The 17,905-nt window shown below is 38.5% G+C and carries 13 protein-coding genes and 1 tRNA gene; 6 read left to right on the top strand and 8 right to left on the bottom strand.

Going from position 1 to position 17,905, the window contains the following annotated elements:
* Window positions 1-95: 95 nt before the first annotated feature.
* A tRNA-His gene (locus tag EHW67_RS18635) sits at window positions 96-171 on the top strand.
* An 863-nt stretch (window positions 172-1,034) separates the two neighbouring features.
* Here the strand turns inward: EHW67_RS18635 and recG are convergent.
* The gene (gene recG, locus EHW67_RS18630; protein WP_126163892.1) at window positions 1,035-3,134 is read right to left on the bottom strand and encodes an ATP-dependent DNA helicase RecG; all 2,100 of its coding nucleotides are present in this window, start codon (window positions 3,132-3,134) and stop codon (window positions 1,035-1,037) included.
* Window positions 3,135-3,409: 275 nt separating this feature from the next.
* Between recG and EHW67_RS18625 the strand changes: the two genes are divergently transcribed.
* From EHW67_RS18625 to EHW67_RS18615, 3 genes are read left to right on the top strand one after another with little or no spacing between them, the layout of a single operon-like run.
* A complete protein-coding gene (locus tag EHW67_RS18625) occupies window positions 3,410-5,542 on the top strand; it encodes a M1 family metallopeptidase (protein WP_126163891.1) in 2,133 nt (710 codons plus the stop codon).
* Complete coding sequence (locus EHW67_RS18620) at window positions 5,539-6,450, top strand: patatin-like phospholipase family protein (protein WP_126163890.1); 912 nt, start codon at window positions 5,539-5,541, stop codon at window positions 6,448-6,450. Before EHW67_RS18625 ends, EHW67_RS18620 begins: the two co-directional genes overlap by 4 nt.
* Window positions 6,447-7,334 (top strand): patatin-like phospholipase family protein, encoded by an 888-nt coding sequence (locus EHW67_RS18615; RefSeq protein WP_126163889.1) that lies wholly within the window; start codon window positions 6,447-6,449, stop codon window positions 7,332-7,334. The genes EHW67_RS18620 and EHW67_RS18615 overlap by 4 nt, the downstream gene beginning before the upstream one ends.
* A gap of 13 nt (window positions 7,335-7,347) precedes the next feature.
* On the opposite strand, the gene EHW67_RS18610 is transcribed toward EHW67_RS18615, so the two are convergent.
* From EHW67_RS18610 to EHW67_RS18595, 4 genes are all read right to left on the bottom strand, one after another.
* Window positions 7,348-7,866 (bottom strand): DUF7935 family protein, encoded by a 519-nt coding sequence (locus EHW67_RS18610; RefSeq protein ID WP_126163888.1) that lies wholly within the window; start codon window positions 7,864-7,866, stop codon window positions 7,348-7,350.
* Between the two features lie 155 nt (window positions 7,867-8,021).
* The gene (locus tag EHW67_RS18605; RefSeq protein WP_158285145.1) at window positions 8,022-8,828 is read right to left on the bottom strand and encodes an OmpA family protein; all 807 of its coding nucleotides are present in this window, start codon (window positions 8,826-8,828) and stop codon (window positions 8,022-8,024) included.
* A gap of 88 nt (window positions 8,829-8,916) precedes the next feature.
* Window positions 8,917-10,515 carry an FMN-binding glutamate synthase family protein gene (locus EHW67_RS18600; protein WP_126163886.1) on the bottom strand — a complete coding sequence of 533 codons (1,599 nt, stop codon included), beginning with the start codon at window positions 10,513-10,515 and terminating at the stop codon, window positions 8,917-8,919.
* Between the two features lie 116 nt (window positions 10,516-10,631).
* Window positions 10,632-11,906, bottom strand: coding sequence for an amidohydrolase (locus EHW67_RS18595; protein WP_126163885.1), 1,275 nt, complete (start codon window positions 11,904-11,906; stop codon window positions 10,632-10,634).
* 263 nt (window positions 11,907-12,169) lie between these two features.
* On the opposite strand from EHW67_RS18595, the gene EHW67_RS18590 reads away from it, so the two are divergent.
* Both EHW67_RS18590 and EHW67_RS18585 read left to right on the top strand, forming a co-directional pair.
* The gene (locus tag EHW67_RS18590) at window positions 12,170-14,497 is read left to right on the top strand and encodes an ATP-dependent helicase (RefSeq protein WP_126163884.1); all 2,328 of its coding nucleotides are present in this window, start codon (window positions 12,170-12,172) and stop codon (window positions 14,495-14,497) included.
* Window positions 14,498-14,627: 130 nt separating this feature from the next.
* Complete coding sequence (locus tag EHW67_RS18585; protein WP_126163883.1) at window positions 14,628-15,248, top strand: L-threonylcarbamoyladenylate synthase; 621 nt, start codon at window positions 14,628-14,630, stop codon at window positions 15,246-15,248.
* Window positions 15,249-15,347: 99 nt separating this feature from the next.
* Here EHW67_RS18585 and EHW67_RS18580 read toward each other — a convergent pair whose 3' ends face one another.
* From EHW67_RS18580 to EHW67_RS18570, 3 genes are all read right to left on the bottom strand, one after another.
* Window positions 15,348-16,196: an OmpA family protein gene (locus tag EHW67_RS18580; RefSeq protein WP_126163882.1), complete on the bottom strand. Its 849-nt coding sequence runs from the start codon at window positions 16,194-16,196 to the stop codon at window positions 15,348-15,350.
* 98 nt (window positions 16,197-16,294) lie between these two features.
* Window positions 16,295-17,299 carry a glycosyltransferase family 2 protein gene (locus EHW67_RS18575; protein WP_126163881.1) on the bottom strand — a complete coding sequence of 335 codons (1,005 nt, stop codon included), beginning with the start codon at window positions 17,297-17,299 and terminating at the stop codon, window positions 16,295-16,297.
* A gap of 132 nt (window positions 17,300-17,431) precedes the next feature.
* Window positions 17,432-17,890 (bottom strand): type I restriction enzyme HsdR N-terminal domain-containing protein, encoded by a 459-nt coding sequence (locus EHW67_RS18570; protein WP_126163880.1) that lies wholly within the window; start codon window positions 17,888-17,890, stop codon window positions 17,432-17,434.
* Window positions 17,891-17,905 lie beyond the last annotated feature (15 nt).

Raw genomic sequence — 17,905 nt, 5'->3', positions numbered from 1 at the left:
TCATTATCTGAGTGAATTTATAAAATAATAAAATAAGCTTAAATTTATTTTGTGCGATAGAACTAAAAAAATTATCTTTGCCACCGCTTACAAATGGTGGTTGTAGCTCAGCTGGTTAGAGCGCTGGATTGTGGTTCCAGAGGTCGCCGGTTCGAACCCGGTCTTCCACCCAAAAATGATACCCTGTCAGAAATGATGGGGTTTTTTTGTGCTGTAAAATTAGAAAAGAATAAATAGGAGTGGGATTTATCCCAAAAGTTGTGTTTAGATTACCTAAATAGAATATACTACCCTAATTTTCATGTTTTGTTCATTTTTGCAGCGCCCCAATACACTACATTGGCTGCGCCTAATCTCGATTTGGCAACAAATCTTCGATTTCATGAATACCTATAAAAGTCAATAAGTCAGCCCATGAATAAAAATCGAACCTAGGCCGATAACTAAGGAACGATATACCTTAATTTTGAGATGCCAGCCATAGCCAGGAACACCTTGTTTACAGAATTGCCGACCAATGCGGAAACCACTTGATTTAGGACATAATTAAAGATAGGTCGTTTCATTGTTCCGTCAATTTAACAGTGGCGAGAATATTCAACACCCATTAACAGTGACTCAATGTCTATCCTTTGGTCTAACTTCTTCCGTAGTGGAGATAACTTGGCCGTAAAGAATTATTAAAGCCTTGGAAATAAGTTAGGCCGTGGCATCGGTCCATATAGCGGAGAAGGGTCTTTTCTTTTATTTAGCTCATTGCTGGCTATTTTCTTAAATATTATGAATTCGTGAAACTGCAGTTTCGTATTATTTATTGCTTGTCTATTTTAGATAAAGTATTCATGAACCGTTTATGACGGTTTCTTCGGACAAGCAAAGAAATCGAAGATTCAAGAAAACTTATAAAAAAAGTAGAGGCCACTTGAGTAAGATGAAAGGATAATTTCTACCTAAGTTAAACTTGATCTTTGATAAAAAAGCTAACCAACAATCTAAAAACAAAACAATTAGTTATTTCCCATTTATGTCTTATCTCAACTAATATAATTCCATATATTCTTATACTTCACCAGTTGGGTAAGGGCATGCAAAATAATTGGATGCTTTTGTAGGCCAATATCTTCTTTTAATATCCTTTGGGCATGGTATCTGGCGGTTTTTAAAATATCGTTATCTTTAATAATGTCGGCAATCTTTAAATTTAATACCCCACTTTGCTGGGTCCCCATGAGATCACCTGGCCCCCTTAGTTTTAGATCTACCTCGGCAATTTTAAAACCATCGTTGGTGCTAACCATGGTTTCCAGTCTTGTTTTGGAATCGCTGGAAAGTTTATGCCCGGTCATTAATATGCAAAAACTTTGCTCGGCGCCACGCCCAACCCTTCCACGTAGCTGATGCAATTGTGACAATCCAAATCGCTCCGCACTCTCAATGATCATGACCGACGCATTGGGTACATTTACCCCAACCTCTATTACCGTTGTAGCTACCATTATCTGTGTTTTCCCTTTGGCAAAACGGGCCATTTCATAATCTTTGTCCGCAGGTTTCATCTTTCCGTGAACAATGGAAATTTGATAATCGGGCAATGGAAAATCCCGGGCCACACTTTCATAGCCATCCATTAAATCCTTGTAATCCAAAGCCTCAGATTCTTGGATTAATGGATACACTATATAAATCTGGCGGCCTTTCCTTATCTCATCCCTGATAAATTGAAAAACCTTTAACCTATTGGAATCATACCTATGTACCGTTTTAATGGGTTTTCTCCCAGGAGGGAGCTCATCTATAGTGGAAATATCCAGGTCCCCGTAAAGGCTCATGGCCAAGGTCCTGGGTATTGGGGTGGCCGTCATCACCAAAATATGGGGAGGTATGTTGTTTTTGTGCCACAACTTGGCACGCTGGGCCACTCCAAAGCGATGTTGTTCATCTACAATGGCCAAGCCCAAATTTTTATAGCTTACCTTATCCTCCAATAGGGCGTGGGTACCGATCAATATGTTGAGTTTCCCATTTTCCAGTTCCTCATGGATTATTTTACGCTGCGATTTTTTTGTGGACCCCGTAAGTAAGGAAATATTTATATCAAGGTCCTTGACCAGCTCCTGTATACCATTGTAATGCTGATTGGCCAAAATTTCGGTAGGGGCCATTAGACATGCTTGGTAGTTATTATCTATGGCCAATAACATCGTCATCAGGGCCACAATGGTTTTCCCAGAGCCCACATCTCCCTGTAGCAATCTGTTCATTTGGGCATTGCTGCCCAGATCGGCCCTAATTTCCTTTACAACCCTTTTTTGGGCATTAGTAAGTTCAAACGGCAAATGATGGTCATAAAACTCTTTAAATAGCGTACCTACATGATTAAAATTGTAACCTTTTATCTTTTTTTTATGCAGCAGGTTTTTTGCAATTAGTTGCAACTGAATATAAAACAGTTCTTCAAACTTGAGTCGATACTGAGCCTTGGCCAATAGTTCCTGGTTCTTAGGAAAGTGTATATTAAATATAGCCTCACTCTTTGAGATAAGGTTTAATTCTTTTACCAATTCCGGAGATAGGGTTTCTTTAAATCTTCCACTGGTCTCCAAAAACAACTGTTGTATCAATTTTCCGGTAACCCTATTGGTAATACCCTTATTGCTCAGTTTTTCGGTGGAGGGATAAACGGGTTGCATTCCAATCTTTATCCCTTTTTCATGATCCTTCAACAACTCCATTTCCGGGTGCGGCATGGAAAAGGAACCGTTAAACCAATTTACCTTTCCAAATATAACATACGGAACATTCAATTTCAGATTCTCACGAATCCATTTTTGACCGCGGAACCACACCAATTCCATTTCACCGCTATCATCAATAAACTTAGCAACCAAACGCTTGCCCCTCTTTTGTTCAACCGTTTTAATATTCACTATTTTTCCAATAGCCTGAACTTCTGAATTGGTTCGTTGCAGTTGGTTTATTTTGTAGTATTTGGTTTTATCAATATACCTATTGGGAAATAGATTTATTAAATCCTGATATGTGTAAATACCAAGTTCTGACTGTAAGGTCTCTGCACGATTTGGACCAACACCTTTTAGATAGGCTATAGGCGTTTGAAGTACATTGGTATTCATGGGTATACTCTAAAATGTTGTTTTTTTTGAAATTATCCCTACCCCTTTATGACCTGGGCAACACCCATGGGTTATATGATATTTAATATTATTTGACTAAAATAGGGCTTCCTAGATACAACTGCAATAATCTAAAATGCTAAATTTGAAAAAGATTGATTGTAGTGAGAGAGTTAGCTCACAAATTTTAAATTTGACATTCATATGAATACCAATTCCAATAATTTTTTAAATCGGGAAACTTCAATAGGTAAAGACGTATCTAGATTTTAAGCATGAAATATTTATATAGCCTTTTATTATGGACTTGTTGTTTACTCCTAAATGCACAACATCAAGATAAGTTGGATTTTCTTAATGCTAAGGTAGACATCGCCATAGATGCCCATAAAAAAACAATAGAAGGTAGCGTTGCTTACAAATTTGAAGTTTTACAAAAGGTGGATACCTTTTTTTTGGATGCCCAAAACCTAGAATTCCAGGCGGTTTTGCTGAATAATATAAAAGTGAATTATCATAATGATGGTAAACACATTATTATCCATAAATCGGTTAGGAAAAATAAGAAGTATATCCTTAAAATAAAATACAAAGCTGCACCCAAACAAACGGTATACTTTATAGGTTGGGATTCCAGCGAGACCTATGTTGGTCCAAACCATACAACAATAGGAGAGGAGCATCCCAATGTAAACTCTCAGATATGGACCCAAGGACAGGGAAAATACACCAGTCATTGGCTTCCTAGTTTTGACGATATGAGGGAAAAGGTAGAGTTTGATATGGATGTCACCTTCAATAAGGCCTATGAGGTGATTGCCAATGGTAAACTCACCGGTATCAAGGAAATGAATGGGTTAAAAAAATGGTCCTTTGATATGGATAAGCCCATGAGTAGCTATTTATTGGCCTTTGCCATTGGAAAATACAAAGAAAAACGGATAAAATCTGACAAAGGTATACCTATTGGTCTATACTATTACCCAGGCGACAGTATGCTTGTAGAACCCACCTACCGGTATACCAAAGAAATTTTCGATTTTTTGGAACAAGAAATCGGTGTTCCCTATCCCTGGCAACAATACAATCAAATACCGGTTAGGGATTTTTTATATGCGGGGATGGAAAATACGGGAACCACCATTTTCTCCGACCGATATGTTATAGATTCAACAGCCTTTAAGGACAGGAACTACGTAATGGTCAATGCTCATGAAATGGCCCACCAATGGTTTGGAAACCTGGTTACAGAGGTAGATGGCTCCAGTCATTGGTTGCATGAGGGGTTTGCCACCTATTATGCCCTACTGGCACAAAAAGAAGTTTTTGGCAAAACATATTACTATTGGAGATTATATGAAACGGCCTTGCAGCTCCAAAAGGTATCCCGTGAAAATAGGGGAGAGGCCCTCACCAATCCAAAATCTAGCAGCCTTACCTTTTATGAAAAAGGGGCTTGGGCATTACATAGCCTACGGGAATTACTGGGAGAGCGCAATTTTAGGCAAGGGATCCAAGAATATCTTAATGAATATAAATATAAAAATGCCAGTATTGATGATTTTCTTTTAGTAATGGAAAGGGTAAGTCAGCTAGATCTTTCAGATTTTAAGATACAATGGTTGCAGAGTTCCGATTTTCCTTTTGCTGAGGCTAAAAGAAGTCTGGCCAGTGCATGTGAAGATTTAAATATTTTTTTTAGACTGCAAAAAGAATTGACCACTAGTAGCGAGGATAACCAAACCATTATAAAACGTTATTGGAACAAAGATGTTTCCGATCAATTTAAAGTCCAGGTTATCACCAATTACTCTAAATCATTATCGGAGAAGTTTTTAGGAGAGGAGCTAAAAAATGGGAATGTTATGGTAAGACAGGCAATTGCAGTGTCTTTAAAACAATTGCCCAGTGGGCTAAAGCCCAGACTGGAACCACTACTGACCGATGAAAGCTATGTTACCATAGAACAAATGCTGTATAAGTTATGGGTACATTATCCATCCCATAGAAAGCAATATTTGGATACAACCAAGAATATTGTTGGTTTTCCCGATAAAAACATTCGGTTATTGTGGTTAACACTATCTCTATTAACAAAGGGTTATGAACCTTTAAATACCAACAGCTACTATCAAGAACTAAGTGGATATACTTCCCATAAGTACCCCTATGAGATAAGACAAACAACATTTCAATTCTTGGAAGAAGTTATAGGTTTTTCGGACACCAATTTGTTGGATTTAATAAATGCCACCCAACATCATTCATGGCAGTTTAGAAAATTTTCACGTGCCTTGCTGGAAAAGCTTTTATTAAAGCAAGAGTTCAAAGACAGAATAGCAGGCCTTAAAGTAAAATTAAATGAGCCCGAATTGCGTTATATTAGCAACAAACTGAATATTGAATGAGAGCATTGGTTATATCTGGAGGGGGCAGTAAAGGAGCATTTGCCGGTGGTGTTGCCCAATTTTTAATGCAAGAATTAAAGCATGATTACGAATTGTTTTTAGGAACTTCTACCGGGAGTCTTTTAATATCACATTTGGCACTTCGTAAAATAGAAAAAATCCGACAGGTTTACACCTCTGTCAATCAACGTCAAATATTTAGTAACTGTCCGTTCGTTATAAAAAAGAAGTACGGTATAGAGACCATAGGGATTCATCATTTAAACGTGATGAAAAACTTCTTTAAGGGGAGTAAGACCTTCGGGGAAAGCCATAATCTACTTAAGTTGATTAAAAAGACCATTTCTATTGAAGAGTTTGAACATTTAAAAAATGGACCCTTGGATATTGTGGTAACCGTTTCCAATTTATCATTGAATCAAATAGAATATAAATCCATAAACAATTGTAGCTATGAGGAGTTTTGTGAATGGGTATGGGTCTCCTGTAATTACACTCCTTTTATGTCCTTGGTAAAGAAAAATGGCTGTGAATATGCCGATGGCGGCCTAGGAAGTATGGTACCCATAGAAGAGGCCATAAAGAGAGGGGCCAAAGTAGTAGATGCCATAATATTACAAACAGAGGTTACCCAGCTAAATAGAATGCCGTCCAAGAATGTGTTCTCCTTACTCACCAGCATGTTTTCTTTTATGCTGGATAGAATAGAACACCAAAATATAAGGATAGGAAAGTTTGTGGCCAATCATAACAACGCTATTATAAATTTCTATTATACACCAACAGTTCTCACTACCAACTCCCTTATTTTTGAAAAAGAAAAAATGGCCCTTTGGTGGGAAAGTGGATATAATTTTGCAAAATTTAAAAACTCTGAGATCAACCAAATAGAGACTGGAATAATATGAAAGCACTGGTAATAAGTGGAGGCGGAAGCAAGGGAGCCTTTGGTGGGGGAGTGGCCCAATACCTAATGGATGTTGAAAAAAGAGAATATGATATACTGGTAGGAACCTCTACGGGCAGCCTCATGATTCCCCAATTGGCATTAAATCAAATTAGTAAATTACACCATATTTACACCAACGTTAACCAACGTTCCATTTTTAGTCTAAATCCATTTGTAGTAAGGAAAAAGGAAGGCAGGGAATACGTATCTATTAATTTTTTGACCACTATTCTACAATTCTTAAAAAAGAAAAGAACATTTGGGGAAAGCAGGGCACTAAGGCGTACTATAAAAAAGAATTTTACCGCGGAGGAATTCAAATCCATAAAAAGGCAACAGAAAGATGTGGTGGTAACCGTGTCAAATCTTTCTAAAAATAGGATTGAATATAAATCCATTAAGGATTTTACCTATGAAGAATTTTGTGATTGGATTTGGATTTCCTGTAATTACATTCCCTTCATGTCCCTGGTAAAAAAGGATGGATTTGAATATGGTGACGGTGGATTGGGCTGTGTTGTGCCTATTAGGGAAGCCATTAGAAGGGGAGCTACCGAAATTGATGCCATTATTTTGGAATCGGAAAATATGGAACACAATAAGGTTTTAGGCAAAAATCCTTTTTCACTTATGCTTAGTATTTATGGCTTTGTGCTAGACCAAATTGAGTATCACGATATTTCTGAAGGCGTCTTGGCCGCCAAGCATAATGGGGTACAATTAAACCTATACTATACACCCACCAAATTAACAGAAAATTCCTTGGTATTCAATAAAAAACTTATGAGCAAATGGTGGCAACAAGGGTACCAATACGCCCAGGAGAAATTCTCCAGTAGCTAATAAGCTTAGTTCTTTACCAGAGTTCCCCAACTTCCTTTTTCACATAGGATAGGGCAGTAGCCGAGGGTGATTGCTTTTCCATGGTCTCATTAAGGATATCTTCCCTTAGTTTATCCGCAGAATCGGATTCGCTCATGCCCGCCTTTCGGATCATTTGGATGGTAGCACTTTTGGCGGCTTTGATCACATTCCAACATTCGTCCGTCATATAAATCTGCTGGGACAGGTTATGTTCAAATTCATTTTCTATGCTTTTTATGAGTAGGTTCTCATAATCATTTTTACTGGTCGATTTTGGTCCCACCCTAACCACCAAACTGGGAATCGCTATACGCTCTAAGAATAGGGCCATTCTTTCATATGCCTGCAGACGTATGGGCAAGGTATTCTTCTGACTATCCTTATGTAATAAATAGCGTCTCCTACCTTCTTCATTCTTGGTGTGTAGCCTAAAAAAATAAAAAGCAACAATTCCTGTTACTACAGCAGGCAATAAATAGGCAAATAGTTGAAAGATCTCCTCTCCAGTCATTTTGAAATGGTATTTTTGGTTCGTTCAAAGTAAAACGGCCTATTCCTATAAAAATTATGATGCTTCGTAACTTTTTGTATGTTGCTTTTTATTTTTACTGTTTTATCTTGTACTCAAAAGGGTATTTAAGAAATATCCCCGAACATTCCAACCCCCTATTTCATGTTCTCCTTTACCAATTTAAAAAAGTCATAGAATTTTGGCTGAACCCTAATTTCTGTTGCTGTTTCAATGCTATAAAGCCCCAATTCCGATTTACCGGTAGCCCTTATTCGCTTCGGTTCTATCTCATAATTGTTTTCAAATAGATTGGCGATAGTAGCGGCCTGTTGTGTTCCAATTTGCCAATTGTTTACTTTACCATCCTCACTGGCTACAAGATTACTGTTACTGACAACTTCGATTTCCAATTCCGGATTATTCTTTAAAATAGCCCCTATTTTGGCAATAATAGCCTGGGCCTTATCCTGTACGTTCAGATTTTTGCTGTTGTTGCCAAATAAATAATTATTGTCCATAACAACGGTTACAGCACCTTCGCTAACCGTTATTTTTGGATCAGCTCCCAAGGTTTGCTTAAATTGGGTAAACACGGAAAGGGCTATGGAATCATGACGGGCCAGGGCATCATTAATGACCCTTAGCTGGGCCTCTTTTTCTTGCAAGCTTTCCAATGTACTGTTGATATGGTCAGATCTTCTATTGGATGCTTCAGTAAAACTGTTCAAGTTTTTTAGGAGGGTGGCATTGGTTTCCCTTAATTCACTTACTTGTGTCTCATAGGACCCCATTTTTGCCGTAGCGGTTCTTTCCAATTGTCTGGATTCGGAAAGAGCCGTTTCCGTTGTCCTTAGTTTCAACTTCAATTCGTCCAATTCCCTGATAAGGTCCTTTTTGCTCTGTGCTTGCACACTTATCAACGTCATTATAAAAACTAGAATTGTAGTAATACTTTTTTTCATAGATGTAGATTGTTTTTTAGCTTGTTTCGGCATTTGTTTGTATTTGGTAATAGAATATTGGATTTACAATAAGATTTTGGGCGCTAATTTAGCATTTAATTTTATTGGATTGTTGCCTTATTTGTTGCATATATTCATTTCCTCCCAAATAGGGGCAATCATATAATTCTTGAACCCCAACAAAGGGGACCTTTACTTTGTTATAACCATAAATAGCAGAAAGGGTCCTGTTTAAATCATTATCATCTACATTTACTTGAATATCGTCCATTGTAAACTCACAGGGGTGTTCGTAACCCGCAGCATGCGTAATCTCTAAAAACTCTTTTCTGAAGGTCTTGAAATATTGTGCGAGTCGGTCCGACTTAAGTGGTACATTGATACCGCTTTGCAGCCATTTGCTCTGGGTAGCAATTCCGGTAGGGCAGCGATTGGTATGGCATACTTGGGCTTGTATACAGCCTATACCCATCATGGCCTCCCTAGCAACATTTATGCAATCAACCCCCATGGCAAAGGCCATTGCTGCCTTGGCAGGAAAGCCCAATTTACCACTACCAATAAATACAATCCTTTGACTTAAATCGTACTCCTTAAAAAGTTTATAAAGACTGGAAAATCCGTACACCCATGGTAGGGATACATGATCTGCAAAACTTGGTGGAGCAGCACCAGTACCGCCTTCCCCTCCGTCTACAGTAATAAAATCAGGACCTTTCCCTGTTTTTAGCATTAGTTGGGCCAACTCTTCCCATTGGTCCAGTTTACCAATGGCTCCTTTTATTCCAACGGGTAATCCTGTTGCTTCGGCAATATCCTCTATTAATCGCAACAGTTCGGGTATAGAGTTAAAGGCACTGTGGGTGGCCGGAGACAATACATCCTTGCCCATTTCGACACCACGGATTTCGGAGATTTCCTGGGTTATTTTAGCGGCTGGCAATACCCCTCCCTTTCCTGGTTTTGCCCCCTGCGAAAGTTTAATTTCTATAGCTTTGATATTAGTATTGTTGGAAACCAACTGCTTTATTTTCTCCATAGAAAAATTGCCCTCCTTGTCACGTACTCCGAAATAACCAGTTCCAAAATGAAAAATAACATCGCCCCCATGTTTGTGATAGGGCGATAGTCCGCCTTCTCCTGTATTCTGATAGGCTCCAGATTTTCTTACTCCAATGTTCATGGCATTTACCGCAGCGGCGGACAAGGAACCGAAACTCATGGCAGATACATTGATAATAGAGGCTGGGCGGAACGGTTTTCTACGCTTGTTAAAGGCTCCAATAATTTTTGCACAGGGCAAAAAACAGGGGTCAGTGATATTGGGATGCCCTGTAGGATTTTTTAAAGCCATCATTTGGTTTTTGACAAATATGTGCTGATGGGCATAGATATCCCTATCTGTGCCAAAGCCCTCGTAATTGTTTTCCCGCTTTGCAGAAGCATATATCCATCCTCTTTCTATTCGGTTAAAAGGCAGTTCTTCGCGATTATTGGCAACAAAATATTGTCTCATTTCAGGTCCTATACTCTCCAGCCAGTACCTTAAATGCCCCACAATAGGGAAATTATGGGATATGGTATGTTGTTTTTGGACAAAAATGTCCCTAATAGCAACCAATACAATAATAAGCAATACCCAGGACCACCATGGCCAATTAGATAAGGTGTTGAAAACAGATTCCATAATGTTACTTGATATTTATAAAGATTAAAGTTATACAGTTTGGAAATACGATCCGCGAATTGTTTGGCCGTAGTAATTATTTCTAAGGCCATGTACTCCAACCGGCGATTGGAATTCTACTGATTTAAAAAATCCAAACTCATTTCGGTAAGTGCCTTAACACCTAGTAGTAATCCGGACTCATCTATAATAAAGTCGGGTGTATGATGTGGATAAGATGCCGTATTGCCAGGGGTCATACCACCAAGAAAAAAGAAAAACCCGGGCACTTCATTCTGAAAATACGAAAAATCCTCTCCACCGGTAACGGCCTTTTGCAATTGCACTTGCTCTTTGCCTGCCACATTTTTCAGGGTAGGAAGCATTTTAGCAACTAAATCCGGATCGTTATAGGTAATATCAGTATTGCTCTTGATCTCAATACTTGCATTACCTCCATAGGCCTTGGCTATTGCCGGTACAATTTCTTGCATTCTTTGGGTGATTTGCCTTTGCATATCATAGTCCAAGGTCCTAATGGTCCCTATCATTTCTGCACTTTCTGGAATAATGTTAAAGCGCACCCCGCTGCTAATTTTACCTACGCTGATTACAGCAGCCTCATTGGTTAAATCCACCTCTCTGCTAACAATGGTTTGCAGCCCGTCTATTATTTTAGCACTAATAAGTATGGGGTCTATTCCCTTCCAAGGCTGGGACCCATGGGTCTGCTTTCCTTCAACCTTTATTACGAAACGCTGTACAGCAGCCATAGTACCTCCAGGCTTATAGCGTATAGTACCCACAGGAGTGGCAGAGTTGATATGCAGCCCAAAAATGGCATCCACATCGGGGTTTTTAAGAACCCCTTCTTTCACCATTAAAAGAGCTCCTCCTTCTTCCCCTGGAGGAGGCCCCTCTTCCGCAGGTTGAAAAATAAATTTTATGGTTCCTTTAATTTTGTCGCGGTTTTTGGAAAGTATTTCGGCCACCCCCATCAAGATTGCGGTGTGCGTATCGTGTCCGCAGGCATGCATTACCCCAACTTCCTGTCCTAAAAACTCAGCGGTTTCCGAAGATTTAAATTCAAGATCGTTTCTTTCGGTTACCGGTAGGGCGTCAATATCAGCTCTAAGTGCCACTACCTTACCCTTTTTGTTACCTTTTAATATGCCCACAACACCCGTTTTCGCAACGCCAGTTTGTACCTCTATACCCAGTGATTTTAAATGTACGGCAATTTTTTCGGCAGTCTTGAATTCCCTGTTGGACAATTCTGGATATTGATGAATGTCCCTCCTCCAATCTATTACCTTTTGTTCTATATTTTTGTAGTCTTTTTTAAAATTATAAGACTGTGCAGTGGAGTATAGGGAACATAACAGCAAGCAAAGAATAATTAGGTATTTCATATAATTACTAATCAGTTAAAAATAAATATATAATCCACTTTATAATGACCAAAGGATGTACAGCTTGTGCGGATGATGCGGGAAGATGTTTTAAAAAGCAGCATGAAAAAAAATCCTTTTCATTTTAGTGTATTAAACCATAAATATATTCAAAATTCAAGTATTTATGTGGCCGGTAATCATAAATGTTGGAGTTGATTTTTTGATAAGGCTATTTATAGCTAAATTCACCGTTCGAAAAGACCTTAATCTTAACACACGTTTTGGAGAAGTATATTAATGAATTAAATGAGGCCCAAAAGGCTCCGGTCCTTCACAAGGACGGTCCCTTAATGGTCATTGCAGGAGCCGGTTCCGGGAAGACTAGGGTATTGACCTACCGTATAGCCTATTTGATGAACCAAGGAGTGGATTCCTTTAATATTTTGGCTTTGACCTTTACCAATAAGGCAGCCAGGGAAATGAAGACCCGTATTGCAGATATTGTGGGAAATGCAGAGGCAAAAAACCTTATGATGGGTACTTTTCACTCCGTTTTTGCCAAACTTCTTAGGTTTGATGGGGATAAGTTGGGCTACCCTGCCAATTTTACCATTTATGATACTCAAGATTCTCAACGGCTTATTTCTGCCATCATCAAGGAAATGGGCTTGGATAAGGATATTTATAAATATAAACAGGTTCAGAATAGGATTTCTTCCTATAAAAACAGTTTAATTACAGTAAAGGCTTATTACAATAATTCTGAATTGATGGAGGCCGATGCCATGGCGAAACGTCCACGTATGGGCGAAATTTACCAGAATTATGTGGATAGGTGTTTTAAGGCGGGAGCCATGGATTTTGATGATCTATTGCTAAGGACCAATGAACTTCTTACCCGTTTTCCAGAAGTACTTGCCAAATATCAGGATAGGTTTAGGTATATTTTGGTTGATGAGTACCAAGATACCAATCACTCCCAATATTTGATCGTAAAAGCATTGTCCGACAGATTTCATAACATTTGTGTGGTAGGGGACGATGCCCAAAGTATATATTCTTTTAGGGGGGCCAATATTAGTAACATTCTTAACTTTCAGAAGGATTATGACAATGTAGGGATGTACCGATTGGAACAGAACTATAGGTCTACCCGGAATATTGTAAATGCGGCCAACTCTATTATTGCCAAAAACACCAACCAGTTAGAAAAGGTAGTATGGACCTCCAATGATGACGGTGGCCTGATTAAAGTACACAGGAGTCCAACTGATGCAGAGGAAGGTAGGTTTGTGGCCGGTTCTATTTTTGAGCTTAGGATGCAGAACCAATTGCCCAACGGTAATTTTGCGGTATTGTACCGTACCAACTCCCAATCAAGAGCCATTGAGGACGCCCTTAGAAAAAGGGATATTCCCTATAGGATCTATGGCGGACTGTCTTTTTATCAGCGGAAAGAAATCAAGGATGTCCTTTCCTATTTGCGACTTGTTATAAATCCTAAGGATGAAGAGGCCTTGAAACGTGTCATTAATTTTCCTACAAGGGGAATTGGGCAGAGTACCATGGACAAACTTACGGTAGCCGCAAACCATTACAACCGCTCCATTTTTGAGGTAATGGAAAATTTGGATCGCATCAATCTAAAAATTAATGCCGGTACCAAAAGAAAGTTAGGTGATTTTGTGGCCATGATCAAAAGTTTCCAAGTGATGAACGAATCGGCCGATGCCTTTACTTTGGCAGAACATGTTGCCAAGAAATCTGGAGTGCTGCTAGAATTTAAAAAGGACGGTACGCCCGAGGGAATCGGTAAAATGGAAAATATAGAGGAATTGCTGAACGGTATTAAGGATTTTGTTGAGGGACAAAAGGAACTGGCAGATGCTAAAGGGGATATAGGAGAATTCCTGGAGGATGTTGCCTTGGCAACAGACCTGGATAAGGATACAGGAGACGATGACCGAGTTGCCTTGATGACCATTCATTTGGCCAAAGGTTTGGAGTTTCCGTATGTCTACATTGTTGGAATGGAGGAAGATCTATTTCCATCGGCTATGAGTATGAATACCAGAAGTGAACTGGAAGAAGAACGACGTTTGTTTTATGTAGCCCTTACCAGAGCTGAAAAACAGGCCTATCTAACCTATACACAGAATAGGTACCGATGGGGCAAACTGGTGGATGCCGAGCCGAGTAGATTTATAGAGGAGATAGATGAAAAATATATTGAAAATTTAACCCCTGTACAAAGTTATAGATATACTCCATTAATAGATGTCGATATTTTTGGCGATGTGGATAAGAGTAGGCTTAGGCAGAATAAGCCCGTTTCCGGAACCCCTCCCAAAACTATAAAGCCCAATGAAAATCAATTGCGCAAATTACGCAAGCTAAAACCCGAACTCAGTACTCCCGTTGGAAATTCAAGTGCTGGAGATGTTAATTTGATAGAAGGGGCCATCGTAAACCACACCCGTTTCGGTAGGGGTCAGATAATAAAGATTGAAGGGGTTGGGAATGATAAAAAGGCAGAAATAAAGTTCGACAAAGGAGATATAAAAAAGCTTTTACTTCGTTTTGCAAAGTTAGAGGTACTTGATAATTAGTATTGACTTTGTATATGCAGTGTCTAGACAAATTAATTACCGGTCAACCATAGCTTTGACACAACAGTAGTTATGGTTACAATTAAAATATAATTACGTAAATTAACAGCCTTAATTAGCGTACATTATTATGGCCGAATTCATAAAAATATATCCCGAAAATCCCAATCCAAAAGAAGTAAAAAAGGTGGTGGATGTTCTACGTAAGGGGGGATTGATTATTTATCCTACCGATACCGTATATGGTTTGGGATGTGACATTACCAACACTAGGGCGTTAGAAAAAATAGCTAGGATAAAGGGTGTAAAATTGGCTAAGGCCAATTGGTCCTTTATATGTGCGGACCTGAGTAATCTCTCAGATTATGTGCGGCAAATAGACACTTCAACTTTTAAAATTCTTAAAAGGGCCTTACCAGGACCTTATACCTTTATTCTTCCAGGAAACAATAATCTGCCCAAAGAGTTTAAAAAGAAAAAAACCGTGGGAATACGTATTCCAGACAATTCTATTGCCAGAACCTTAGTAGAGACACTGGGAAACCCCATTGTGTCTACCTCTATCCGTGATGAAGATGAATTACTGGAATATACTACCGATCCCGAGCTGATTTATGAGAAGTGGCGAAATCTGGTAGACATCGTTATTGATGGGGGATATGGTGATAATATGGCCTCTACAGTAGTGGATTTATCGGAAGATGAACCTGTTATTATACGGGAAGGCAAAGGAAGTCTGGATATTTTTTAAATTATGGGATAAATGCCTATATAGAATCATCACCAAAATGTAAGGCAAAAAAAAAGCGACCAGATTGGTCGCTTTTTAATTTTCTATTGAGTAGAAGAATTAGTTGATTTCAGGATCTTTCATTCCCTCTTCGATCATACTATAGAACTGATCGATTTTTGGAAGAACAACAATACGGGTTCTTCTGTTCTTAGCTTTGTCTGTGTCAGATACAGGAATGTACTCTCCTCTACCGGCAGCAGTCATACGCTTAGGATCTACACCGTAATCTTTTTGTAGGATACGTACAACTGAAGTAGCACGCTTAACACTCAAATCCCAGTTGTCATACAATACACCGCTGTTGTAAGGATCGGTATCGGTATGTCCTTCAACCATAAATTCGAAATCTGGTTTGTTGTTCACTACTTGAGCAACTTTACCCAAAATCTCTTTGGCTCTCTTAGTTACGTTAAAGCTACCGCTTCTAAACAAGAGTTTGTCGGAAATAGAAACGAAAACAACTCCTTTTTCTACGCTGATCTCGATGTCTTCGTCATCCAAGTTGCCTAAAACTCCTTTCAAGCTCTGAACTAACGCCAAGTTAACAGAATCCCTTCTTGTAATGGCATCGTTCAATTTTCTAATAGTTAAGTCTTTTTCTTTTAGGCTCTCCAATGATTTTTCTAAATTATCGGCACCTTTACTGGTAAGTGTAGTAAGGTTACCCATGTTGTTTATTAAATCTTGGTTATTCGCTTTAAGGAAGGCGTTCTGGTCTTCCAAAGTTTTCATTTTCGAGGTCGCCGCCGCCTTATCCTCTAAACAACTGTTTAGTTTTACTGTTGCTGAATTTAATAAATCTTGTGCTTCTTTAGCTTTAGCCTCCATATCCGCATATTTCTTTTGCGAAACACATGAAGACAATAAAAGAGCAATACCCAAACAGCCTAAAATGATTTTTCTCATAGTTATGATAATAGAATTAATAATTTAAAAGTTTAAATGTAATGATTTTTCTTTTCGCAAAACTATACAAAACGCAATATTTTGCTAATGTTAATTAGTTAATCTTTTATTAAAATGTTAAATTCTTTTACATGATTTACGTAATAAGACCACACAATGGATTTTGTAAGATAATATTTTTTAAAAAATCCCGTATTTCCACGCTTTCGGTTCATCTTTCCCAAGTGTTTATAAAAACTGAAATGGGCCTGTATAATCGCCCACGCGTGTTTAGGCCTACCTTGGAATAAATAGTTAATCCCTGCTAGACCATCCAAAAGTAATCTTATGATTACTATTCCAAAAGCCTTTTTAGCAGGAAGATTTTTAACGATGGAAAAGAGGGAATTCCTAAAATTTAGATAAGTCTTTTTAGGGTTCATGTTGCTTAGGGTAGACCCTCCTAGATGATACACCTCTGAAGTACCCACGTAGTAGGCCTTGTACCCGTTGTTCTTCGCCCTCCAACAAAGGTCTATTTCCTCTTGATGGGCAAAATAGTCCTCATCAAATCCACCCAAACCATGAAAAACCTCACTTCTTATAAACAAACAGGCGCCCGTAGCCCAGAATATTTCCTGGATATCATTGTATTGTCCACGGTCTTCTTCCAATTCCTGAAATATCCTTCCCCTGCAAAAGGGGTATCCGTATTTATCTATATATCCCCCAGCGGCACCGGCATATTCAAAGTGGTTTTTTTTCTTATAATCCAAAATCTTAGGCTGTATAAGTGAAGCCCCAGGATTACTATTGAATTCTAAAATTATTGGTTTTAACCAGTCCTTGGTAACCTCCACATCAGAGTTCAACAAACAATAGACATCTGCTTTTATTCTTGGCAGAGCATCATTATATCCTTTGGCATACCCGCCATTTTCAGAATTTTGGATAATACTTATTTCTGGATAGTGCTGCCTCAGAAAAGATATGGAACCGTCTGTAGATGCATTATCTGCAACATAAACATCGGCTTCTTTGGAATATGCCACCACAGAAGGGAGAAACTTCTCCAAGAGTGCTTCCCCGTTCCAATTAAGTATAACTACTGCAATTTTTAACATATAAGGAGTCTGTTAGAACAGACATAGGTTATATTGGATTCGGGCAGCAATGTAAAGAAATAATTTAAATTGAACCAGCCCTGACCTAGGAAGCAATTCATGTTTATCTATTGGTAACATATAATAATTACGTCATTGGATTGCCCCCGCACTATAATGTGGAACATCCCTTAAGAAACTATACGATTCGTTTTCTAAATCCATTTTACAATAGAAATGATCCAGGCCATTGGTTACCATTAAATAATTTGCCTTTAACTGAAGATTATAGCGTGCAATCTGGTCAAATACCCCTTGGGTAATTTTTACTTCGGGAGCCTTACATTCTACCAGAATCTCTATAGACCCTGAAGGATTAAAGACTACCACATCATATCTTTTTTTCATATTGTTTATAACCAATTGTTTCTCAACATTAATATGTGATTTAGGGTAGTCCTTATTGAATATTAATTGGTGAACCACATGTTGCCTTACCCATTCTTCGGGTTGCAGTACAACAAATTTTTTGCGTATCACATCAAAAATATAGACTTTATTTTCCCTATTTTTGAATCGGAACGGAAACCTAGGATAGTTTAATGGTTGCATAGTACAAAGTTGATG

The organism is Arenibacter aquaticus, assembly GCF_003957295.1.
Lineage (GTDB): Bacteria > Bacteroidota > Bacteroidia > Flavobacteriales > Flavobacteriaceae > Arenibacter > Arenibacter aquaticus.
This window is presented reverse-complemented; position numbering and strand designations above follow the sequence as displayed.